General features: G+C 58.8%; 21 protein-coding genes. 19 read left to right on the forward strand and 2 right to left on the reverse strand.

Annotation, left to right across the window (positions count from 1 at the left end; genetic code table 11):
• The first annotated feature begins 64 nt into the window (after positions 1–64).
• The 12 genes from KF794_03090 to KF794_03145 all read left to right on the forward strand — a co-directional run bounded on the left by KF794_03090 (position 65) and on the right by KF794_03145 (position 13,221).
• Positions 65–961: an enoyl-CoA hydratase/isomerase family protein gene (locus KF794_03090; GenBank protein ID QYK45698.1), complete on the forward strand. Its 897-nt coding sequence runs from the start codon at positions 65–67 to the stop codon at positions 959–961.
• A 168-nt stretch (positions 962–1,129) separates the two neighbouring features.
• On the forward strand, positions 1,130–2,173 hold the full coding sequence (gene dctP, locus KF794_03095) for a TRAP transporter substrate-binding protein DctP (protein QYK46574.1): 1,044 nt from the start codon (positions 1,130–1,132) through the stop codon (positions 2,171–2,173).
• 79 nt (positions 2,174–2,252) lie between these two features.
• Positions 2,253–3,887, forward strand: a complete 1,635-nt coding sequence (locus tag KF794_03100; protein ID QYK45699.1) for an acyl-CoA synthetase — start codon at positions 2,253–2,255, stop codon at positions 3,885–3,887.
• Between the two features lie 407 nt (positions 3,888–4,294).
• On the forward strand, positions 4,295–5,467 hold the full coding sequence (locus KF794_03105) for a LytTR family transcriptional regulator DNA-binding domain-containing protein (protein ID QYK45700.1): 1,173 nt from the start codon (positions 4,295–4,297) through the stop codon (positions 5,465–5,467).
• A gap of 220 nt (positions 5,468–5,687) precedes the next feature.
• Positions 5,688–6,554 carry a xanthine dehydrogenase family protein subunit M gene (locus KF794_03110; protein QYK45701.1) on the forward strand — a complete coding sequence of 289 codons (867 nt, stop codon included), beginning with the start codon at positions 5,688–5,690 and terminating at the stop codon, positions 6,552–6,554.
• A 12-nt stretch (positions 6,555–6,566) separates the two neighbouring features.
• Positions 6,567–7,070, forward strand: a complete 504-nt coding sequence (locus KF794_03115) for a (2Fe-2S)-binding protein (protein ID QYK45702.1) — start codon at positions 6,567–6,569, stop codon at positions 7,068–7,070.
• Entirely contained in the window at positions 7,067–9,487 is a 2,421-nt protein-coding gene (locus KF794_03120) for a carbon-monoxide dehydrogenase large subunit (protein QYK45703.1), read from the forward strand. Before KF794_03115 ends, KF794_03120 begins: the two co-directional genes overlap by 4 nt.
• Positions 9,480–10,364, forward strand: a complete 885-nt coding sequence (locus KF794_03125) for a MoxR family ATPase (protein QYK45704.1) — start codon at positions 9,480–9,482, stop codon at positions 10,362–10,364. The genes KF794_03120 and KF794_03125 overlap by 8 nt, the downstream gene beginning before the upstream one ends.
• Position 10,365: 1 nt before the next feature.
• Positions 10,366–11,556 (forward strand): VWA domain-containing protein, encoded by a 1,191-nt coding sequence (locus KF794_03130; protein ID QYK45705.1) that lies wholly within the window; start codon positions 10,366–10,368, stop codon positions 11,554–11,556.
• 2 nt (positions 11,557–11,558) lie between these two features.
• Positions 11,559–12,404, forward strand: coding sequence for an XdhC family protein (locus tag KF794_03135; GenBank protein ID QYK45706.1), 846 nt, complete (start codon positions 11,559–11,561; stop codon positions 12,402–12,404).
• 4 nt (positions 12,405–12,408) lie between these two features.
• The gene (locus tag KF794_03140) at positions 12,409–12,924 is read left to right on the forward strand and encodes a carbon monoxide dehydrogenase subunit G (GenBank protein ID QYK45707.1); all 516 of its coding nucleotides are present in this window, start codon (positions 12,409–12,411) and stop codon (positions 12,922–12,924) included.
• Positions 12,925–12,987: 63 nt separating this feature from the next.
• Positions 12,988–13,221 (forward strand): hypothetical protein, encoded by a 234-nt coding sequence (locus KF794_03145; protein QYK45708.1) that lies wholly within the window; start codon positions 12,988–12,990, stop codon positions 13,219–13,221.
• An 84-nt stretch (positions 13,222–13,305) separates the two neighbouring features.
• On the opposite strand, the gene KF794_03150 is transcribed toward KF794_03145, so the two are convergent.
• Positions 13,306–14,355 (reverse strand): hypothetical protein, encoded by a 1,050-nt coding sequence (locus KF794_03150; GenBank protein QYK45709.1) that lies wholly within the window; start codon positions 14,353–14,355, stop codon positions 13,306–13,308.
• 187 nt (positions 14,356–14,542) lie between these two features.
• The gene (locus KF794_03155; GenBank protein QYK45710.1) at positions 14,543–15,556 is read right to left on the reverse strand and encodes a helix-turn-helix transcriptional regulator; all 1,014 of its coding nucleotides are present in this window, start codon (positions 15,554–15,556) and stop codon (positions 14,543–14,545) included.
• A 272-nt stretch (positions 15,557–15,828) separates the two neighbouring features.
• Between KF794_03155 and KF794_03160 the strand changes: the two genes are divergently transcribed.
• From KF794_03160 to exbB, 7 genes are all read left to right on the forward strand, one after another.
• On the forward strand, positions 15,829–17,994 hold the full coding sequence (locus tag KF794_03160) for a TonB-dependent siderophore receptor (GenBank protein ID QYK45711.1): 2,166 nt from the start codon (positions 15,829–15,831) through the stop codon (positions 17,992–17,994).
• The gene (locus KF794_03165; protein ID QYK45712.1) at positions 17,964–18,971 is read left to right on the forward strand and encodes an alpha/beta hydrolase; all 1,008 of its coding nucleotides are present in this window, start codon (positions 17,964–17,966) and stop codon (positions 18,969–18,971) included. The genes KF794_03160 and KF794_03165 overlap by 31 nt, the downstream gene beginning before the upstream one ends.
• Positions 18,971–20,101 (forward strand): ABC transporter substrate-binding protein, encoded by a 1,131-nt coding sequence (locus KF794_03170; GenBank protein QYK45713.1) that lies wholly within the window; start codon positions 18,971–18,973, stop codon positions 20,099–20,101. Before KF794_03165 ends, KF794_03170 begins: the two co-directional genes overlap by 1 nt.
• A gap of 92 nt (positions 20,102–20,193) precedes the next feature.
• Positions 20,194–21,183 (forward strand): iron ABC transporter permease, encoded by a 990-nt coding sequence (locus KF794_03175; protein ID QYK46575.1) that lies wholly within the window; start codon positions 20,194–20,196, stop codon positions 21,181–21,183.
• On the forward strand, positions 21,180–21,989 hold the full coding sequence (locus tag KF794_03180; GenBank protein ID QYK45714.1) for an ABC transporter ATP-binding protein: 810 nt from the start codon (positions 21,180–21,182) through the stop codon (positions 21,987–21,989). Before KF794_03175 ends, KF794_03180 begins: the two co-directional genes overlap by 4 nt.
• The gene (locus tag KF794_03185) at positions 21,986–22,834 is read left to right on the forward strand and encodes a siderophore-interacting protein (protein ID QYK45715.1); all 849 of its coding nucleotides are present in this window, start codon (positions 21,986–21,988) and stop codon (positions 22,832–22,834) included. Before KF794_03180 ends, KF794_03185 begins: the two co-directional genes overlap by 4 nt.
• 66 nt (positions 22,835–22,900) lie before the next feature.
• A complete protein-coding gene (exbB, locus tag KF794_03190) occupies positions 22,901–23,659 on the forward strand; it encodes a tonB-system energizer ExbB (GenBank protein ID QYK46576.1) in 759 nt (252 codons plus the stop codon).
• The last annotated feature ends 2 nt before the right edge of the window (positions 23,660–23,661 follow it).

Raw genomic sequence — 23,661 nt, forward strand, 5'->3', positions numbered from 1 at the left:
ATGATCCGCCACCTCTTCAGTGCGGAGTGCAGGGGTTCAACATCAGAGGTGGAGTGACCGAACAATGCTGACCAAGCCGAACACGCAAGCAAATCCGAACCGCCAGCAGCGCGCCGATCTGAGCGCGCTGAAAAACGTGATTTTCGAAGAAAAGGGCGATCTCGCCACGATCACGCTGAATCGCCCGCACATCGTGAACTGTCTCTCGATGGAGATGTCGGACGAACTCGTCACGATTTTCGAGTACATCCGCCGTTCCAACACGATCAAGATCGTTGTGCTGAAGGGCGCTGGTGGCAATTTCTGTTCCGGCGACGATCTCAAGGAAATGTCGCTGGGCGCATGGGGCGACTCGAACCAGTACTTCCACCAGATTCGCTACTATCAGTGGATGGCCTATCAGCTCGAAGAACTCGACAAGATGACCATCGCGGCTGTCGATGGTTATGCGGTCGGCGGCGGTCTCGAACTGACGATGTGCTGTGACTTCGTGATCGCTACCGAGCGCGCGAAGTGGGGCATGCCGGAAGTCGACTGGGGCATCACGCCGGGCTGGGGCGGCACCACGCGCATGTCGCGCTTCATCAATCGCCGCCGCACCAAGGAGATCAATCTGCTCGCCGCGCTGCAGCCGGCCAGCAAGGCAGTCGAATGGGGACTTTGGAATCGCATGGTCCCGAACGACGGCCTCGACGCCGAAGTGCAAAAGCTCATCGAAGTAATTCGCGTAAAGAGCCAGCAGACGCTCCGTCAGCTCAAGTTCATCATCAACAAGAACGTCGAGACGGATCTTTACACTGCGCAGGCTTTCGAGGCGCTCTCCGGTGCCTGGACCGCGAGCGTAAACGGTTGGGCAGCAGTGCCCGACGCGGATGGCGGCAAAGGTCTCGAGGCCTTCCGCGAGAAGACGCACCTCAAGGATAATCGCCGCAAGAAGGCGATAGACTTCTGGAACGACTGAACAAAACGGCGGCGCCCGCAGATTGCGGGCGCCGTTCCTGCATAAAGATAACAAAAAAACGCCAAACCAAAACAGAACGGCCCACGGGAGGGAGACGTGTCAAAGAACCAAGTCGGAAATCCGGTCATTGGCCGGCGTAAACTGCTTACGGGAACGGCGGCAGGCGCAATGTCGGTTGCAGTTGCTGCGCCCGCCATCGCGCAGAGTCAGCCGAAAATCCGCTGGCGTATGCCGTCGAGCTTCGGAAAGAACATCACGCCTTATGTGGGCGCCGAAATGTTCTGCAAACTCGTCAGCGAAATGACCGATAAAAATTTCGAGATCAGCTATTACGCACCCGGTGAAATCGTTCCTGCACTGCAGGTCGCTGACGCGGTCTCTAACGGTACCGTCGAAATGGGTCATACCGCGTCATTCTATTATGCCGGCAAGAACCCGATTTACGCGATGGCGTCCGGCATCGTCTTCGGCATGAACGTTCGCGGTCATGCTGCCTGGCTCGTCAAGGGCGGCGGCAACGAGATGATGAACGAGTTCTACAAGTCCAATAACATTCATGCCCTGTTCGCAGGAAATACCGGAGCGCAATCCGCTGGCTGGTTCCGGAAGGAAATCAAATCGATTGCTGATTTCCGCGGCCTGCGCATGCGTATCGCGGGTCTGGCCGGGCAAGTATTCCTCGAAGCGGGTGGCGTACCGCAGCAGATCGCGATCGGTGATGTCTACGCTTCGCTCGAACGCGGCTCGATCGACGGCACCAAGTTCACCTCTCCAATCGACGACGAACGGCTCGGATTCCATAAAGTGGCTCCGTTCTACTACTGGCCCGGCTGGAACGACGGCGGCGTCGCCGTGCACAAGTTCATCAACCTCGCCAAGTGGAACGAACTGCCGAAGTCCTATCAGGCGATCTTGCAGGCGGCGGCGGCCTATGCCGGCGAGCAGATGCAGACGACCTATGACGCCGGCAACCGCCTGGCCGTTAAGCGCGTCGTGGCGCAGGGAGCGCAAATCCGTTTCCTCCCGAACGACGTCATCGATGCGCTCGGCGATGCGGCGAAACGCGTTTATGGCAAAGTCTCGAAAGAGAACCCGGAGTTTGCTAAAATCTACGGGAATTACACCTCATTCATGCAGGATGAGTATGTCTGGTGGCGCGTCTCCGAGCTGCCGTTCGATACGATGATGGTGCGCCAGCTTAACCGGAGCTGAGCCGCCAGGATCCGCGCCTCCAGCGAAGAAATTCGCTGGAGGCATCATCTTTTGCAGAATTGGATCGAGGTTCAGAATCATGTTTTCGCTTCCGGAAGACAGCATTTATCGTACCGGACTTGATCGGAATACGGCGAACTACGTGCCGCTGTCGCCGATCGTCTGGTTGCGCCGCGCGGCTACAATATCGCCGGATGCAATCGCGATGGTGCATGGCGCACGCCGCTTCTCTTATCGTGAATTCGAGGAGCGATGCCGTAGGCTTGGAAGTGCGTTGAAGCAACGCGGTATCAAGCCGGGCGATACGGTTTCGGTGCTCGCGCCGAATATTCCGGCCGCGATTGAGTCGCATTACGGCGTGCCTGGTATAGGCGCGGTCGTCAATCCGCTGAACATCCGCCTTGACGCGCGCACGGTCGCCTTCATCCTGAGGCATAGCGAAGCCAAGGTGTTGATTGTCGATGCGGACTTCGCGCAACTCGCCAGCGAAGCACTGGCGATGCTCGATACGAAGCCCTTGATTGTAGACATCGACGACGGCGCAGGTCCGGGGCGGCGTATCGGTGAAATTGAATATGAAGAACTGCTTGAGAGCGGCGATCCCGCTTTTGCGCTCGAAGGTCCGAGCGAAGAGTGGCACCCGTTGGCATTGTCTTATACTTCGGGGACCACCGGCGACCCGAAAGGTGTCGTCTATCATCACCGCGGGGCTTATCTGAACGCGCTCGCCAATATTGCCGCGTGGGAATTGCCCAAGCGGCCAGTACTGCTCTGGACGCTCCCGGTATTTCATTCGCTTGGTTGGTGCTTCCCCTGGAGCGTAACTCTAATGGGTGGAACGCACGTATGCCTGCGAAAGGTGGAGGCGCGCGCAATCTACTCGACCATCGTTTCCGAGCGCGTCAGCCACATGTGCGGCGCCCCGATCGTGTTGAGCACGTTGATCAATGCTCCCGATGAAGAGGTTACGCGCTTCGATTGGACCGTGAAGATGATGCTCGGCGGGTCACCGCCGCCTGCAACCGTGCTTGAGAAAGCCGAACAGCGCGGTTTCGATATCATGCATGCTTACGGTCTCACGGAGGTCTACGGCGCGGCGGTGTTCTGCGAATGGCGGCCCGAATGGGACAATCTGCCAAACGCGCAACGTGCGGAACGCAAGGCGCGTCAAGGAGTGGCGTATCCGCTCGTCGACGATCTGCGTGTGATGAATCCGGATACCATGCGCGACGTTCCGAAAGACGGTCACACGATGGGCGAGGTCATGAAGCGCAGCAATACGATCATGGCTGGTTACCTGAAAAATCCGAAATCGACCGAGGCGGCTTTCGCCGGCGGATACTTCCACACCGGCGATCTCGCCGTGCAACATCCCGATGGCTATATCGAGCTGAAAGACCGTTCCAAGGACATCATCATTTCTGGCGGCGAGAATATCTCGACGATTGAGGTCGAAGCGGCGCTTTACCGTTACCCTGGCGTCCTCGAGGTGGCGGTCGTCGCGCGGCCCGATGAGAAATGGGGCGAGACGCCTTGTGCCTTTGTGCTGCTCAAGCCCGGCGAAAAGAACGATGCAGATGCCATCATTGCGCACTGCAGGGCGGAGCTTGCCAGATACAAAGTCCCGGCCAAGATCGTGTTCGGGCCACTGCCGAAAACTGCTACTGGAAAAGTCCAGAAGTTTCTGCTGCGGCAGCAAGCAGCGCAGCTTTAAGCCTGCAATGAGCCAATCCGTATTGGCTCATTGCTTCTTTATCGAGGCGATACAAAACAATTCTGCTCTTTGAGCCGTGTGCCTCTGACACTTATTCCTGCTTTGCAGAGCGGATATCGGTAAGCCGCTTTGTACCTATTGGCCTTGGCAGCATGGTGAGAAAATCTGCGCAGTCAGACATCCCCGGCTTATTAGTTTTTTTCTGCAATTATTGCAGGTGAAAAGACATTTAACTGACGACATCCATTCGCTTTATTCGCTGAATGTTACTGGACAGACTTTTACTGCCCGCAAGACGGCACGCTTGGCAGTGTCGCAAAATCTAACTTAGAATTACTCCACCGCGCGGCAGGTGGTGCCGAATCGCGACAAGAGCAACCCTGCCGATGGGGAGGGAGGAAGCGTTAATGCCGGTAACGCACGAGTCCTGGCTCGTTGTGCTTTCGCTTTTTGTAGCCGTGCAAGGCTCTTATGTCGGTTTGAGCCTTGCGGTGCAGGTGCGCGACGCTTTCGCATTGCGGCGTAAGTTCCTGCTGGCAGGTTCCGCCATCTCACTGGCTGTCGCGATCTGGTCGATGCATTTCGTCGGAATGCTTGCGGCGCGTATGCCGTTACCGGTCGATTATCTCGTATTTCCCACGCTGCTTTCGTTTCTTGTCTGTGTGCTCGTGGTTGGAACGGCGGTTTTTGCGGCCGGTGCCGGTCCACTGACGCCCCTGCGGCTTGCCGCTTCCGCGATCTTCATGGGCGGCGGCATTGTCTCGATGCATTACATCGGCATGACCGCGCTTCATTCGAGCGCGCATATGGAGCACTCGATCCCGTTCGTGGCGATGAGTGCTGCTTTCGCCATTGTTGCATCGGGATTTGCACTGTGGCTTGCCGCGGGCAGGGGGATGCATCCGCCGTTGATCGTTTCGGCCGCCGTGTTGGGCATCGCCATCGCCGGTATGCATTACACGGCGATGGCGGGTCTTACACTTTTCTTCCCCCACACCACGGCGCCGATTACGTCGCCTGCGATTTCGAGCGATCTGCTGGCGATTGTGGTCGCAATCGTCGCCTTTCTCGTTTCCGGAATATTTCTGCTGATCCTGGTACCTGACCGCTCGGCTGGGGCGGCCTCCAGGAGTGTGACGGCGCGCACGGTTGCCGAACTTCCCGCGGAACCGGATATTGGAAAAGGCACCTTCAGCCCTCTTCGTGGCGTCGGCGGGCCGCCATCAAGGCCTGCGCAACACTTGCCGGTCGAACGCGAGGGCGTCACGCAATATATCCGGGTCGAAGATGTGATCGCGGTGCATGCCAACGCGCATTACACCTACGTCTATGACGGCGCGGCAAAGCTGTTCTCGCCGCTCGCCATCGGAGACGCCGAATCCAGACTCGATCCAGAGCGGTTCTTCCGTGTACACCGCAGCCATATTGTGAATATCGACCGGGTTACCGCGGTGAAACGCTCCGGCGATAGCGGTATCGTCGAACTCAATGCGCCGGAAAACTATTCGGTTCCGATCAGCCGGAACCGGATCGGCCCGCTCAAATCGAGAATGAAGACGCGAGTCGGCCAGGTCGCTTAGATATTCGCGCTATTTCCGGTCTGTTGCGCCGCCTTTCCGGGCGGTTTTTTCATGTCTGGCGCTCTGTTGCGTCAGCAAGCCTGCTGCATTTCGTGCAAAAAATCCGCATTTCGTGCGAGCGCCGGACCTCTGGTGCAAAAGCAATTGTCGCGCCGTGCCTTCGAAATCGAGAATTACAAAAAAGAAAAACAAATGATTTCAAGCCGGAGGAATTCGCCCAATGATCCCTGGTTCATTCCAGTATCATCGCCCGAACAATGTTTCGGACGCCGTGAAGTTGCTTGCCGATCTCGGCGAGGATGCCAGACCGCTCGCGGGAGGGCATAGCCTGATCCCGATGATGAAGCTGCGGCTGGCGGCACCGCAGCACCTGATCGACCTCGGCGGCATCGAAACCCTTCGCGGCATTCGTAGCGAAGGCAAGGAAATCGTCATCGGTGCGATGACGACCCAGCACGAGCTGATTCATTCCGATGAGCTTGCGAAGAAACTGCCGATCATCCGCGAAACTTCGCTGCTGATCGCCGACCCGCAGGTGCGCTACGTCGGTACGCTTGGCGGCAATGTCGCGAACGGAGATCCCGGCAACGACATGCCCGCGCTGATGATGTGTCTCGGCGCAAACTATGTCCTGACAGCCAAGAAAGATCGTATCGTTCCTGCGCGCGAATTTTATCAGGGGGCCTATTTCACCGCCCTCGAAGCGGCCGAAATTCTGACTGCGATTCGCATCCCGGTTCCTGCGGCAGGCCACGGTTACGCCTACGAAAAGCTCAAGCGCAAGATCGGCGACTACGCCACGGCAGCGGCCGCGGTCATTCTGGAAATGAAAGGCGGCAAGGTCGCGAATTGTTCTATCGGCCTTACCAATGTTTCCGAAACCCCGCTCTGGGCTGAGGAAGCGTCGAAAATACTCACCGGCTCTACGCTCGATGCTGCGACGGTGAAGAAAGCGGCGGCTGCCGCCGAAGCGATTACTTCTCCCGCGTCCGACAATCGCGGCCCGGCAGAGTACCGCAAAAAAATGGCGGGCGTCATGCTCTCGCGCGCGATTGCGCGCGCGAAAGAGCGCGCAAGCGGAAAATAAGGGGAAACGCGCATGGCGAAGAAATCTCATATCGCGCTGAAGGTGAACGGTCAGGACGTCGAAGGACTGGTCGAACCGCGCACATTGCTCATTCACTTCGTTCGCGAGCAACTCAACCTCACGGGGCCGCATATCGGCTGCGACACCACGCATTGCGGAGCCTGTACGCTCGACATCAACGGCAAGTCCGTGAAGTCGTGCACCATGTTCGCGGTGCAGGCGGACGGCGCGGAAATCCGCACCATCGAAGGCATGGCGAACGCGGACGGCACACTCCACGCGCTACAGGAAGGCTTCCGAGAAATGCACGGGCTTCAGTGCGGTTTCTGCACACCGGGCATGATCACGCGCGCTTACCGGCTGCTGCAGGAAAATCCGTCACCTACCGAGGAAGAAATTCGCTTCGGCATCGCGGGCAATCTCTGCCGCTGCACGGGCTACCAGAACATCGTGAAGGCCATTCAATACGCCGCTGCGAAGCTCAACGGCGTCACCTATCAGGAGGCCGCGGAATGAACGACCAGACTCCCACCCGCGAACAACGCGTCGCCGCACTGCAAGGCATGGGATGCAAGCGCAAGCGCGTCGAAGATGTCCGCTTCACGCAAGGCAAGGGCAATTATGTCGACGACATCAAGCTGCCCGGCATGTTGTACGGCGATTTCGTCCGCTCGCCGCACGCGCATGCACGCATCAAGAAGATTGACGCCACCAAGGCGAAGGCCGTTCCCGGCGTGCTCGCGGTGCTCACCGCCGCCGACCTGAAGCCGCTAAGCCTCCACTACATGCCGACGCTCGCCGGCGACGTGCAGGCCGTGCTCGCGGAAGAAAAGGTGCTGTTCCAGAATCAGGAAGTCGCCTTCGTGGTCGCGAACGACCGCTATGCCGCCGCCGATGGCGCCGAGCTGGTCGAAGTCGAATACGAGCCGCTGCCCCCGTTGGTCGATCCGTTCAAGTCGATGGACAAGGACGCGCCGCTGCTTCGCGAAGACATCAAGGACAAGATGGATGGCGCGCACGGCAAGCGCAAACACTACAACCACATCTTCAACTGGCAGATCGGCGATAAGCTGGGTGCCGACGCGGCTTTTGCAAAAGCCGAGGTGACCACCAAGGATATGATCACCTATCAGCGCGTACACCCGTGCCCGCTGGAGACCTGCCAGTGCGTTGCGTCCTTCGATAAGATCAAGGGCGAGCTGACGCTCTGGGGTACTTTCCAGGCGCCGCATGTGATCCGCACAGTAGCCTCGCTGCTCTCGAAGATTCCGGAGCATAAGATTCATGTCATCGCACCGGACATCGGCGGCGGCTTCGGCAACAAGGTCGGCGCCTATGCAGGCTATATTTGTTCGATTGTCGCCTCGATCGTGACCGGCTTGCCGGTGAAATGGGTCGAGGACCGTATCGAGAATCTTTCGACGACCTCGTTCGCGCGCGACTATCACATGACAACCGAGATCGCTGCGACGCGAGACGGCAAGGTGACCGGCCTGCGCGTGCATGTACTCGCCGATCACGGTGCGTTCGATGCCTGTGCCGATCCGTCGAAATGGCCGGCCGGGTTCTTCAACATTGTCTGCGGTTCCTATGATTTTCCGGTTGCGCATGTCGAAGTCGACGGCGTCTACACCAACAAGGCGCCGGGTGGCGTCGCTTATCGCTGTTCGTTCCGCGTCACCGAAGCGGCTTATTGCATCGAGCGTGCCATGGACATCATGGCGCAGAAACTTGGCATGGATCCTGCGGAATTCCGGATGAAGAATTTCGTCCGCAAGGAACAGTTTCCCTACAAGTCGTCGCTCGGCTGGGAGTACGACTCCGGCGACTATCATACGGCGATGCAGAAGGCGCTTGACGCCGTCGGCTACAAGGAACTGCGGGCGGAGCAGAAGAAAAAGCAGGAGGCCTTCAAGCGCGGAGAGACGCGTGAACTCATGGGCATCGGCGTTATTTTCTTCACGGAGATCGTGGGCGCCGGGCCTTCGCGCAACTGCGACATTCTCGGCGTCGCTATGTTCGACTCCGCAGAAATTCGCATCCATCCGACCGGCAGCGTGATCGCACGCCTCGGCACCAAGTCGCAGGGACAGGGGCATGAGACGACTTACGCGCAGATCATCGCCACCGAACTGGGCCTCAACGCCGATCTGATTTCGGTCGAGGAGGGCAACACGGATACCGCGCCTTATGGCCTCGGTACCTACGGTTCGCGTTCGACGCCTGTATCGGGTGCCGCGACTGCCGTGGCCGCGCGCAAGATCAAAGCGAAAGCGCAAATGATTGCCGCGCACTTGCTTGAAGTCCACGACGACGATCTCGAATGGGACATCGACCGCTTCCGCGTGAAGGGCAATCCGGAGCGCTTTAAGACCATGACCGAACTCGCGTGGGCGGCCTATAACTCTCCGCCGCCGGGCATGGAGCCGGGTCTCGAAGCGGTGAGCTATTACGACCCTCCGAACATGACCTATCCCTTCGGTGCATATATCTGTGTCGCCGACATTGATGCCGATACCGGCGTTACGAAAATCCGCCGCTTCTATGCGCTCGACGACTGCGGAACGCGCATCAACCCAATGGTGATCGAAGGCCAGGTGCATGGTGGCCTCACCGAAGCCTTCGGCATCGCGATGGGACAGGAGATCAAGTACGACGAGCAGGGCAACGTGGTCACGGCTTCGTTGATGGATTTCTTCCTGCCGACCGCGGTGGAAACGCCGAAGTGGGAAACCGACTTCACCGTCACGCCGTCACCGCATCATCCGATCGGTGCGAAGGGCGTCGGCGAAAGCCCGAACGTGGGCGGAGTGCCGTGCTTCTCGAATGCGGTCAACGATGCCTTCGCATTCCTCGGCTCGACCCATATCCAGATGCCGCACGATCACTGGCGTACGTGGATGGTCGCAGACAAGCTGGGACTACATGCGTGAAGTAACCCGCGAGCACATAACGGAGCGCCTGGCCGCTGCCGGTTACATAGCGGGTTCCGATCTCGCGATGGCGGTCTGGCTGATGGAATACCTGAAGCGGCCGCTTCTGCTCGAAGGCGAGGCGGGTGTCGGCAAGACCGAAGCCGCCAAGGCGCTCGCTTGGGTGCATGAGGCTGAGCTGATCCGGCTGCAATGCTATGAAGGGCTGGACGCTAACGCAGCGCTCTATGAGTGGAACTATCAGCGGCAACTGCTCGCGATCAAAACCCGCGAGAACGCCGGCGAAATCGCCGACGCCATCGAGGAGCATATTTTCTCCGAGCGCTACCTTCTGGAGCGGCCGCTGCTCGCAGCCATTCGCCGGTCATCTCCTCCCGTCCTGTTGATCGACGAAGTGGATCGTGCCGATGAAGAGTTCGAGGCGTTCCTGCTGGAGCTGCTCTCGGATTTTCAGGTGACCATTCCCGAGCTGGGCACGATCAAGGCGACGACTGTCCCGCGTGTCGTTCTGACCTCGAACGGCACGCGGGAGCTTTCTGACGCGCTGCGTCGGCGCTGCCTTTATCATTACATCGAATTTCCGGACGTCGAGCAGGAAGCGAAAATCATCGGCGCGCGGTTGCCGCACGTCGATCGTGCGCTGGCGCAGCAGATCGCGCGCATGGTCGCTGCGATTCGCAAGGAAGACCTGCGGAAAGTGCCCGGCGTCGCCGAAACGCTCGACTGGGCAGCTACGCTTGCCGGACTTCAGGTCGCGGACCTGCAAAAGGCTCCCGAAACCGTTCACGAAACGCTGATGTGCCTGCTGAAAACCCATGAGGACCGCTCGCGGGTCACGCGCGAAGTTACGGAGCGGCTTTTGGGGAAGGTGGCGTGAAATGGCGTCAGCCGCGAAAATCTCCGCAGAAACGATCGGCATTGCCGCGCGCGAGCGTCTTGCGGGCTTTGCGCGTACATTGCGCGATAACGGGTTTCGCGTCGGTCATGCTGAAACGCGCGACGCGCTGACATTGTTTGCTTCCGGCGCGGCAGAGCGCGCCGAAACCTTGAAAGCCGCGTTTCGTACGCTGTTCTGTGCCAATCATTCCGATTGGGAAAGATTCGATCCGATTTTCGACGGCTACTGGCATGGACGTTATGTGCGCCAGATTCAGCAGGTCAACGCGGCAGCGTCGCAAAGCAAGTCGGTTTCGCTTCGGCAGGTTTCCCCGAAAGAAGGAGAGCCGCAAGGAATACCGGACAAGACAGAACGCCTGCTTGGCGATGACAGTGGTGTAGCGGGGGGTAGCGAAGCCACCGAGGGCGCTTCTCGCGCCGAGAATATTGCCCGTATCGACATTCGTCATCTCGCAGACCCTGCCGACATGGCGAAAGCACACAGGCTCGCGGAGCATCTTGCAAAGGCTATGCGTGCGCGGCTCGTGCGGCGTCAGCAAATTCGCAACCGCGGCCGAAGGCTCGACATTCGCCGGAGCATCCACCGCAACGTCTCGCATGGCGGCACGCTTATCGATCTCTTCTGGCGGAAGCGAAAAGACAAGCCCCTTCGGCTCGTCGTGTTGCTCGACGCCTCCGGCTCGATGAATCTCTACACTGCTTTCTTCATTCGTTTCCTTCACGGCATCGTCGATGCGTTCCGCGAGGCAGAGGCTTTCGTATTCCATACGCGCCTTGCGCATGTTTCCGCATCGATGCGCGATCAGGATGTCGGCCGCGCAGTGGATAGGCTGTCGTTGATGGCGCAAGGTATCGGCGGCGGCACCAGAATCGGAGAAAGTCTGGCCACGTTCAATCGCTGGCATGCGCGTCGCGTTATCAACTCGCGCACTGCGGTCATGATCGTATCGGATGGCTATGACACCGGAGAGCCGGAAGTACTCGCCGAAGAGATGCGGAAACTGCGCCGCCGCTGCCGCCGCATCGTGTGGCTCAACCCGCTGATCGGCTGGAAAGACTATGAGCCGCGCGCCCGCGGCATGAAAGCGGCGCTGTCTTATGTCGATTTATTCGCACCGGCGCACAATCTCGAAAGCCTTGCCGCGCTGGAACCGTATCTCGCGAGAATCTGAGCATGGAACACGCGCGCGACATTCTCGAACTCGTTTCCGGACTGAAGGCCAAGGGTCACCCCTTCGCGCTGGCGACGGTTGTACGTACGGTCTCAGTCACCGCAGCGAAAGCGGGTGCGAAAGCGGTCATCGAGCCGGACGGCACGATCTCGGAAGGCTGGATCGGCGGCGGTTGCGCACGGTCGGCAGTGCTGAAAGCGGCACGCGATGCGCTCGCCGACGGCAAGCCGCGCCTGATTTCGGTGCAGCCGCCGGACGTGTTGCAGGAACACGGCGTCGAGCCGGGCGAGGAACGCGAAGGCGTAAAGTTCGCAAAGAACATGTGTCCGAGTCAGGGTACGATGGATATTTTCGTCGAGCCGGTGTTGCCGCGTCCTGAACTTGTGATCTGCGGTTCAAGTCCGGTTGCGGTGGTGATCGCGTCACTCTCGCGCCATACCGGTTTTTCGATCACCGTCTGCGCGCCGCCGCCGGAACAAGCCGATTTTGCGGAAGCCGACCGCCGCATTGAAAGTTATGTGCTGCCGGTCAAACAGGATGCGGTCCGCTACATCATCGTTTCCACGCAAGGTAAAGGCGACGAAGCCGCGCTGAAATCCGCGCTCTCGGTAGAAGCCGAGTATGTCGCCTTCGTCGGTAGCAGCCGGAAAGCAACTGCACTGCGTGAAAAGTTCGCAAAAGACGGCATGAGCGAGGAACAACTCGCAAAGTTCAAGGCGCCCGCGGGAATTGATCTCGGCGCAATCACGCCCGATGAAATCGCGGTGTCGATCCTTGCGGAAATTATCGCCGTAAGCCGCCGAAAACACGATCGAAGCGCGGCCGCCGCGCAGGCAATGAAAGGGTAATGCAATGGATATGACCGGAACCCAGCGAATCGAGGCTTCGCGCGAGAAAGTGTGGGCTGCGCTGAACGATGTCGAGATTCTGAAGCGTTCGATTCCGGGCTGCGAAAAAATCGAGAAGCTTTCCGATACCGAAATGACGGCAACGGTCATATTCAAGGTCGGGCCGGTGAAGGTGACCATGAACGGAAAGGTTACGCTTTCCGATCTCGACCCGCCGAACGGTTACACGATTACGGGCGAAGGTTCGGGTGGCGTCGCCGGTTTTGCCAAGGGCGGTGCGAGGGTTTCACTCGCTGAGGATAGTGGGGCCACCAATCTGAATTACGAAGTTAAGGCCGAGATCGCCGGCAAGCTCGCGCAACTTGGTTCGCGCCTGATCGAGTCGACTGCGAAGAAACTTGCAACGGAATTCTTCGAGCGCTTCAGCGAAGCGGTGGCGCCTGCTCCGGCTGCGGAAACAGAAGTGGCTCCGGAGGACGGCAACGAAAAGAAGGTTTGGCTAAAATCAGTGCTCGGTTAGGCGTGGGAGATCGCGATGGGTTGTTGTATCGCAGCAGCTTTAATTGCAAGCCAGGGATTGACGTTGTCGTCGCGCGTGCGGGATTTCCTGGGCAACCGCCTTGGGTTTGCTCATTTCCGCTTATCCTATGGCGTGGTCGCCATTATCGCTGCCGCGGAGATTCTAATGCTTGGTGCGCTGGCTTATGCCGAATTCGGATTCGGTTCTGATCATGCAAGGCATCTGTTCTCGATCGTAAATGCAGCAAACATTTTCAATGCACCGGCAGCAGATTTTGCAATTTGCAGAGGACGCTAGTTATCGCTTGGCCGGTAACATTCGTACTTCCGCGCAAGGCAGTCCTGTTCCAGCACAAAGATTCCCTCCCAGATCGTTTGCGCTTCAGCCCGGTACGATACGTTCGCTAAGTCGCTGATCCACGATCTCGACCGTGCGGTCGATCTCCGCGTTTGGCATGTCGAGCTGTTTGGAGATCAGCTTCACCAGCAGATCGACCCGCTCGATGAATGGCGCGCCGGCCGCGACCGCACGCGCCGCCGATGACGGCTTGAGCAGGCTTTCTGCAGCTTTCGCGTATTTCTCAAACGGTACTTGATCCGCCGGATCGGCGCCGAGACGGCGTGCGATGTTATCGACGTGATCGTAGATGGATTTCGAGAGCGCGAGATTCTCATGCACTGCGTCGCGAATAGAGCGCGGTTCACCAAGGGTGATGCAGCGATAATTCCCGGTGAGCAGCATCGACCATTTAGCTAGCGGCACGAACAACGAGTCGTGAGCCTTCAGCTTCACCGGGACGTCGTGACCGTCCAGCGTCAAAGCGGAAATGCCGGCGTCGAGTTCGCGAAGCATTGCGTTGTGGCGGTCGTCGGCAAAGAGCGCCGCCTTGAAGTTCGTGGGCAGCCCGACGTGCAACACATTGGCCGGTTCTTCCGGCGGCCGGAATGCCTGCGGGTCGGGCGAACACAGTGAAACCAGCCCCGGCTCGAAACGATCCCATACCTGTGCGTTGGTATAGGCTTCTTCCAGGTTCATTTTCGCGAGCGACGGAATGCGTTTCAGATAGGGCAGGGGCGGCATATTCATGATCGAAAGACAAGGCAGCCGCGCTTCCGCGATCTTCACCATCAGTACGCGGATCGTATGGTTTGCGTATTGCGGCTCCTGCATCGCAAGGCAAACCAGATCATAACGCGACACATCGACATTCTGCGGCGCGGCTGCGTCCAGCTTGCCCGGCAGGTCGCGCGAAAAGATAGAACGATGCGAAGGCTCCTCGCGCAGTTTCAGCCGGACTTCCGTGCCTTCCCGGTTGATGAGATCCGCGGTCTTTTGCCTGCAAACCAGCGTTACGTTGTGGCCTGCCATCAGCAGCTTCGTGCCCAGCAACGAGCCATACGAAGCGCCAAGAATCAAAACTCTGCGCGCCATTTCTTGTCTTCTAATTTAGGGAATGATCGGAACAGGTATAATCGTTTTAATGACAGAAGCGTCAAGCGGCTCAACGATTGTCAAGTCCTATCGGGCGATAGGCACGGCAGCGCAAGCGCTCCAAAAGCTTCTAAACGCTTATAATAGAGTAATTCACTACACGCCTCGGCCGGAAACGGAACCGGCGTCAGAATGTCGAGCGCACGGTCTTCGGCGATACGCCGAACAGCCGTTTGAAGGCGGTAGAGAAGTTTGCCGCACTGGTATAGCCGGCGATATGGGCGGCCTCGGTTACACTGACACCTTCGCGCTCGATAGCCTGACGTGCGCGTTGCAGTTTGAGCCGGCGCACATATTCGAAAACCGTCACGCCGTAAGCCATCTGGAAAAGACGCTGCAGCGTGTTCGCGCTCATCCCCGCCTCGCGCGCGATGACATTCAATGTGAGCGTATCGTCCATGTGCTCGACCAGATATTCGCGAAGATTGGCGAGGCGCCGGTGCTCTCTGGGCTTTAAGAGACCGTTCGGAACGAATGGGTCCGGATTGGATATGGCGTGCATCGCTTCTGCTACGATTTCGATAGCACGGCTCTCCAGATAGAGGTCACGCAATATCGTGGCATAGGGCGGCGGATTCAGAATCTGCTCCGCTATGGAAACGAGGCGCGCCGAAGGCTTCCAGCGAACGCAATTAAGATGATCGGCTGCGAAACGGGAAATCGCAGTCGAGTAGCCGCCGAGGCCGAGTTCGTCCCGCTCTAGCCATTCCGGTGAAACCGTTACGTTGACCTTGCGGATATGCGTGCCGCGGCGCGAGCAGCGGACAAAACGCTCCGGGCGCGAACGGGAAATAACAGTTCCTTCGAGATCACGCGGCCCGGCCTTTGTTCCCGGCCCCATTTCGAATTGCCGGTCACCCATTCGAACTGCAACGCGCCCGCGCAGGAAAATCGAGCAGGTTATTCCCGCGTGCTGCAGAATTTCGTTTGTGAGGTCATGCGTGTCGTAGGTGTCGGTGGCGTGCAGGATTAGTCCTGAGCGCAGCCGGACCAACTGATAGTCGCCGCGCAGAGCGACATCCTTGTCGGAAAGATCAGGGTCGGTAACCTTGAAGCCGGTTCCGGCAAGCTGCGAGGACGACGCGAGATCGTCGACAGTGACTTCTCTTAGTTCGCTGTGAAAATCTGAAGGAAAACCCACAGCCGCAATCCCGTTCGAAAAGGTGCATTCGTGGATATTGGATGCAGTCGGCAAGCACAATAAGAGATGTGTAATTCAGAACCATCCGAAATTGCAGAGCTGCTTAGTTTAGAAGAACTGTAAGCAAGCGCGTCTCCGATGTCGCACTTGAAGCTCCGACAAACGGAATTAGTGATTAAACAAACGTTGCCTCCGCCACCTCGCTCCCCAATGACTGTACAAAAAGACACTTAAAAACAAGCGCTTAGAAGCGTTCTAACTGGGGGCGTGCAATGTATTCCGATGTGAAGCGTGGGCTGGCGGGTTTCTCCGCTGCGCTCGCCGCGACGACCATGTTGACTGTCTGCATGATGGGAACCGCGAGCGGTCAAAACATCTCGCTTGATACAGTCGTCGTCGATCAGCAGCGTCCCGATCGATTGAGGACTGAAGGTCAGGACACCTACAATTCTCCGCGCACGACCGTTGGGGGAAAAGAGAACCTCGATGTGCGCGAAATCCCGCAATCGGTGAGCGTGGTTACGCGCCAGCGCATGGACGATCAGAATCTCAACCAGCTCGAAGACGTCATGCGCAACACCGCTGGTGGCGTCATTCTGCAAAACGATACCGGCCGCAGCAGTATTTTCATCCGCGGTTACGAAACCGACGTTCTCGTCAACGGTCTGTACGCGCCGAACTCCAGTATTCTCGGAACGCAGATCGACATGTTTATGTTCGACCGCGTCGAAGTTTTGAAGGGGCCGGCAGGTCTCTATTTCGGTGGAACCTCGGGCAACAACTCCGGTCCGGGCGGCGTGATCAACCTGGTCCGAAAGTCGCCGCTCGATCATTTCCAAGCGCTTGCGAACGTGAGCTACGGCTCATGGAGCAACAAGCGTATCGAACTCGATGTTACCAGCCCGCTGAACGAAGCGAAGACAGTGCGCGCACGTGTCGTCGGCGCGTTCCAGGATCGGGATACGTTCGTAGATCTGAATCACAATCAGGTCTGGTTCGGTTACGGCACGATTGATGTCGACTTCACCGAGAACACGACGTTCTCGTTCTCGCTGTGGCGGCAGGAGCGGGATATTCTGCCCTTCAACGGCCTTCCGATGTTTGCGACCAACCCGATCACCTATACCGGCGTGCCGCGCTCCACTTTCGTCGGCGCAAGCTGGAACCGGTTCGACAACTGGTCCAATGAATATCTTGCCGAACTCACGCACCGCCTCCAGAACGGCGGTCATATTAAAGCGGCCGTGCGCTACACCGACCGTTTCATCGACTACAAGTATGTGCAGGCCGCGAGCGGTGCCAACCCCGCGACCGGCGTGATCACGGGTGGTCTCAGCCTTACCGCGGGACGTTGGTGGGAGCAGCATCTCTCCACGGATCTTCACCTCTCGACGCCGTTCCAGTTGTTCGGCCAGACGCATAACTTCGTCATCGGTGCCGAATATAAGGCGCATGACCTGACCCAGTATGCGCCGACGAGTACGGCCGTCGGTGGCGGGCCGTACAACATCTACTCTTTCAATCCGTATAGCGTGCCGGAGCCTGCAGACACGCTGAACAACCGCACCAATCAGAATCCGTCGCAGTATGGCATCTATAGCCAGCTCCGGCTGAAGCCTGTCGATGGCATCACGCTGATCGGCGGTGGCCGTCTCAGCTACTACGAGGCGCGCACGTTGAACCTCGTCACCAATGCGGTGACCAACACGATCGACATCAATGGTCAGGTAACACCATACGGTGGCATCGTTCTCGATCTGACCAAAAACATTTCCGCCTATGCGAGCTACACCAGCATCTTCGCGCCGCAAACCGAACGCGACGCCGGCGGCAACCTGATCGACCCGCGCGAGGGCGTTCAGTATGAAGCCGGCCTGAAGGGTTCGTTCATGGGCGGACGTCTCAACACCTCGTTCGCGCTGTTCGAAATCCGCGACAACAACCGCGCGCTGGCGGTGACAGGTATGCCGGGTGTCTTCGTCAACGCGGGCCAGGTTGCGATCTCGGGTTATGAATTCGAGATCAGCGGCAAGCTGACGCCGGAATGGGAAGTGTATGCGGGCTACACCAATCTGAAGACGCAATTCCTCAGCGGCGGCACCGGTGACTTCCGCACCTACCAGCCACGGCACGTCTTCAACGTCTGGAACAAGTACACCTTCCTCGATGGCCCTCTCACCAACTTCCATATCGGTCTGGGCGGCCGCTATGTGAGTGAGTTCTATACGGGCACGACGCCGGCGGCGCGCGTCTCGGAAGACGGTTACATCGTCGCTGACATGCAGATTGGCTATAAAGTAAGCCAGAACGTGCAGGGCACGTTCACCATCACCAATCTATTCGACGAGGTTTACTATTCCCGCGTCGGTAGCGTCGCGCTGTTCAATTTCTACGGCGAACCGCGTGCATGGAACCTGAAGGTGAGTACGAAGTGGTAGAAAACCGCTTTCAACGCCGGACTACTGGACCCTTGGGCATCGCCCAAGGGTTTAGTGCTTTTATTCTGGCGTTGTTCTTCATTGTTGTTGCGCCACATTCCTATGCGCAAAGCAGCGACGCTTACGTTCTGAAAAATGTAGAGCAGCGGACCATCACTGCGAAGAACCGTGATATCTACCGGGTCTTTATTATCAAGCCGCAAGCACCCGCACCGGAAAGCGGCTACCCCGTTTTGTATGCCCTCGATGGAAACTCGGTTGCAGCGCTGTTCTCGACACTCAGCAGAAGTCACTCCGGACGCAACGAGCTTTCCGGTTTCGAGCCGGGACTTGTGGTTGCCGTAGGCTATCCGACTGACAACCTGCTCGACATGCGCCGCCGTTCTCGCGACTACACGCCGGCCAAGGCCACGCCGAATAGCGGCACCTATCTGAAGCCGGAAGATACCGGCGACGCCGAACGCTTCCTCGATTTCATCGAGCAGGAATTGAAGCCCGCGATCCAGGCCGAGTTCAAAACGAGTCCTTCGCGGCAATCCATCTACGGCCATTCCTTCGGCGGGCTGTTTGTGCTGCATGCCTTACTCACACGGCCGGGCACGTTCGCGAATTACATCTCGGCGAGTCCGTCGATCTGGTGGGCGGACCGCGCCATCCTGAAGACGTCCGCGGAGTTCCTGTCGCGCAAGCCCGCGCTGAACAGCGTCAGTGTTTTCCTGATGGTCGGCGGTCTTGAGCAGACCGTGACCCCGGATCAGGCGTCCGCGAAAGACGCAAAGGACATCGCCATACGTTTACAAGAGCGGCGGATGGTGGGCGATGCGCGCGAAATGGCGGAACGGCTCGCAAGCCTCAAGGAACGCGGGCTGTCGGTCCGCTTCGAAGAGATACCGAACGAGACCCACAACTCTGTGACCTTGCTGTCGGCCATTAAGGCATACCGTTTTGCCTTCCAGATCAGGAAACCTGTGAAGTGATGCGTTCTGTGAAATATTTCTGCTGGCTTTTTGCCGCCGCGCTTTGCGTCGCCATTTGCGCCGGCTCGCCCGCGTGGTCGCAATCGGAAGTAACGCTCACCGACATCGCGGGGAGAAAAGTCACGGTGAAACTGCCGGTGCGCCATGTCGTGCTCGGCGAGGGGCGGCAGCTTACGGCGCTGGCGCTGTTGCACCCGGACCCGGTGTCGCTGGTCGCGGGATGGCTCGGCGACCTGAAGCGGCTGGATTCCAAAACCTACGAATTATTTCGCAGCAAAAATCCCGCGATCGACAAAATCCCCCTGATTGGCATCACGAACGAAAGCACGTTCTCCGTGGAACGCACGCTTTCCATTCGTCCCGATGTCGCGATTTTCAGCGGCGGTCATGGGCCGTCCGCCAGATCGGCGGAAGCGGTGCGCCAGCTCGAAGCGGCCGGGATTCCCGTAGTGTTCATTGATTTCCACGACAAGCCGCTCGAGAATTCGGTTGCGAGCATCGCAATCCTCGGAAAGTTGCTGGGTCAGGAAGAAAAGGCGAGCGCCTACATTAAGTTCTATCAGGACAGGCTCGACCTGATCGCGAAGCGGATCGCCGAAGCAAAGCTGAAGCGCCCCACTGTTTTCATGCACATGCATGCGCGTCTGTGGGAATGTTGTCCTTCGCCGGGAAAGGGTAATCTCGGCGAGTACATTGTCTTCGCAGGCGGCAGTAATATCGCGGCGGATATTCTGCCCGGTGCGACAGGGCAGGTGAATCTGGAATATGTAATTCAACGCAATCCCGACATCTATATTGCGACCGGCGGGGCCCACGCGATCAACCGCGGTCTTGCCATCGGCACCTATGTTACAGAAGACGACGCGCGCAAGGCGTTGCAAACCATCGCCGAGGAAAAAGGCATCAACACGCTTTCCGCTGTCGCCAACGGCAGGGTGTATGGTCTGTGGCACCACTTCTATAATTCGCCACTCAATATTATTGCCATCGAGGCGTTCGCGAAGTGGTTTCATCCTGAATTGTTCGCGGACGTAGATCCGCGCAAAACCCTCGCCGAAATCAATGCACGGTTTCTGGCGGTGCCGTTCGATGGAGTTTATTTCGTAAGCCTGAAGCCGGAGAAGCGCTAAAGATCGGAAGTGGTAGCGTGTCTGCGTTGGCGGAAGAGAAAACCATTTCGGATACCGTCGTGGCGTACCGGCGGTTCCTGCGGCTGCGCATCATGCTGCTCTGTCTGCTGGCGGCGGCGGTCGCTGCCGTATTTTGCGCCGATCTTCTGACCGGCCCGTCCGCGCTGACCTTCTCGCAGGCGCTGAAAGGCTTGGCTGCGCCATCGACATTGTCGCGCACGGAATACGTCATTCTCTGGGAAGTGCGTTTGCCTGCCGCCTGTATGGCGGTCGCGGTCGGCGTTGCGCTCTCGCTTGCGGGAGCGGAGATGCAGACGATCCTCGACAATCCATTGGCGAGTCCCTTTACGCTCGGCATCTCCCATGCGGCGGCGTTCGGCGCGGGCATGGGTATCGTGCTCGGCTACAGCCTGCCGGGTATTCCCGCGAACTGGCTGATTTCCGGGAACGCATTCGTCTTTGCCTTTGCATCGACTGTGCTGTTGCAATTCATGGCGCAGCGTTTCGGTGCCAGCGCGCAAACCCTCGTGCTGTTCGGAATCGCGATGTTTTTCGCATTCGAAGCGCTCGTGAAACTTCTGCAGTTCATCGCCAGCGAGCAGACCTTACAGCAGCTCGTATTCTGGACCATGGGCAATCTGGCGCGCGCCGACTGGACCAAGATCGCCTATCTTTCCGCTGCGATTGCGCTGGTCGCCCCGTTCTCGATGGCGGCGAGCTGGAAGATGACGGCGCTGCGCATGGGTGACGAGCGCGCCCGCAGCTTCGGTGTGCGCGTCGAGCGGCTGCGGCTGTTTTCGTTGTTCAGGATTGCCGTGCTGACATCTTTTGCCGTGGCTTTCGTCGGCACCATCGGCTTCATCGGACTGGTAGGTCCGCATATCGCGCGGATGCTGGTTGGTGAAGATCATCGCCTCCTGTTGCCTGGCAGCGCGTTGTGCGGCGCGCTTCTGATGTCGGCCGCGTCCATCGCGAGCAAGACGATTCTGCCGGGAGTCATCATTCCCATCGGGATCGTCACCGCACTAATCGGGGTTCCGTTCTTTCTCTGGCTCGTGATGCAGCGGCGGTATCGCGCATGACGGTTTCATTGGACATCCGCGCGCTAGAAGCAGGGTATCGCGAAAAGATCGTGCTGCGCGGTCTCTCCATCCCTTCCGTGCAGGCGGGACAAATGGTTGCGCTGGTTGGCCCCAACGCCGCGGGGAAATCCACGTTGTTGCGCGCTATCGCCGGGCTGATTTCGGCAAGCGGCGAAGTGCGGCTCGGAGAGAAAAACCTGCTCGCGCTCAGCCCCGCCGCGCGGTCGCAACTGGTCGCGTTCATGCCGCAAAGCCTGCCTGCGGGCAGGGGACTGACTGTTATCGAAACCGTACTCAGTGCGTTGCGCGCGGTGCCAGCATCCGCAAATGCAAGCGGCGAGACGCAGAACGACGAGGAACGCGCGGCATCTGCGCTGGCGAAGGCTGGCTTGCTGGAACAGGCATTGCAACCGCTCGACCGTCTCTCCGGCGGTCAACGCCAACTTGCCGGCATCGCGCAGGCGATCGTCCGCCAGCCGTTGTTGATGCTATTCGATGAACCGACCAGCGCGCTTGATTTGCGTCATCAACTCGAAGTCATGAACATCATCCGCGGCCTTGCGCGCAAGGGGCGTATCGTCGTTGCGGTCATGCACGATCTTGCGCTGGCTGCGCGATATGCCGACCGCGTGCTGTTGCTGCACGAAGGCCGCGTTATCGCAGACGGAACGCCTGAGGAAGCGATCAGCGCGCGTACGCTGGCCGAAACTTATGGTGTCGATGCGCGCGTGGAGCGTTGCAGCCAGGGATTTCTCCAGATCATCGCCGACCGGCCCATCAACAACACAGCCCAATCGCCATCATGATGATTACCGAAACGGCCGATAGCCGCCTCAAGCGCTATAACGACATTCGTGTATTGCAGGTTCTGCGAACGGAAATGCTGACCCCGCGCATGAAGCGCGTGATCGTCGGCGGGGACGAGATCGAAGGTTTCGGCCGCGGCCCGAATATCAAGCTCGTGATTCCACCGCCGGGAGCGGCAGAACCGGAATGGCCGCTCAAAGGCCCGAATGGCGGCGCAATCTGGCCCGACCATCCGCGGCGTCCCACAGTGCGTACATACAGCGTCAGCGCGTTCGATGCGCGCCGCGGCGAACTCTCGATTGATTTCGTTCTGCATGGCCGTGACGGCCCTGCCGCGAACTGGGCATCGCGCGCAAAGCCCGGCGACCAACTGGGCGTGGGCGGACCGGGCGGACGCTCGCTGCGCGAGTCCGACTGGTATCTGTTTGTTGGCGATCAGAGCGCATTGCCCGCGATTGCAAACATGCTTTCCGGGTTGCCGTCTTCGGCACGCGGCCGTGCGATTATCGAAATTCCAAACCGGGATGAGCGGCAGATAATATCGCATCCACTGAACCTGGAGATCACCTGGTTGTACCGCGATGCTTCGGCCGGCGAGCGGTCCGAAGCGTTGCAGGATTGCGCGCTAAACGCATGGTGGCCAACGAACGCTAACGCGTTTGTATGGGCGGGCGGCGAGTCCGAAATTATACGCACGGTTCGCGCCCATTTCCGGCATGAGCGAGGGATGACGCCACGCCAGTTGCTTGCGATAGGGTATTGGCGGCGCGGCATGAATGAAGACGATTACAAGAAAGCCTTCAACAACGATCGCGACGAAGACTACTTCAAGGGCGCTTTTTGAGCGGCGGCGGAACGGAGAGGCAGTAACGTGAAACACCGACAGATTTTTGCACGGGTAATCGGCCCGATGGCGGCGGCAGTCGTTTCGTCAAATGCATTTGCGCAGACGGAAGTGATTGCCACGATTCCTCATGATCTTTCGCCATGGGGAATGTTCGTGCAGGCCGATCTGGTGGTGAAAGCCGTCATCGTCGGTCTGTTCTTTGCTTCGCTCGTCACATGGACGATCTGGCTAGCGAAGGGCATCGAACTACTCAGGGCAAGACGCACGATCGATGCGGCAATGGCAAAAGTCCGGGCGGCCGGGAGCCTGCGCAAGGCGGCCGGCGAATTCTCGGAAAACAGGAGCGTATCCGGACTTTTGCTGCAGGCTGCGGATGCCGAGTACGAAAACTCCATTGGGCTTCCGGCCGAGGGCGTGAAAGAGCGCGCGGGCATCGCCCTGTCGCGCATCGAGCAGCGCGCGGCACGGAAAATGACCCGCGGCACCGGCCTGCTGGCGACCATCGGCGCAACCGCGCCTTTTGTCGGCCTGTTCGGTACCGTGTGGGGCATTATGAATTCTTTCGTCGGAATCAGTCAGTCGAAGACCACGAACCTTGCGGTCGTGGCGCCGGGTATTGCCGAAGCGTTGCTCGCGACCGCCATTGGATTGTTCGCGGCGATCCCCGCAGTGATTATCTATAACGTGTTCACCCGCGCCATCAGCGGTTATCGCCTCGCGCTGAGCGACCTCTCGGCGATGACGATGATTCATCTGTCGCGGGCACTCGACGAACGCGCGATCACGCCGGAGCCGAAGCAGCGCGCGCGTGCGGGAGGCTGACG

This window comes from Xanthobacteraceae bacterium (genome assembly GCA_019454205.1).
GTDB lineage: Bacteria > Pseudomonadota > Alphaproteobacteria > Rhizobiales > Xanthobacteraceae.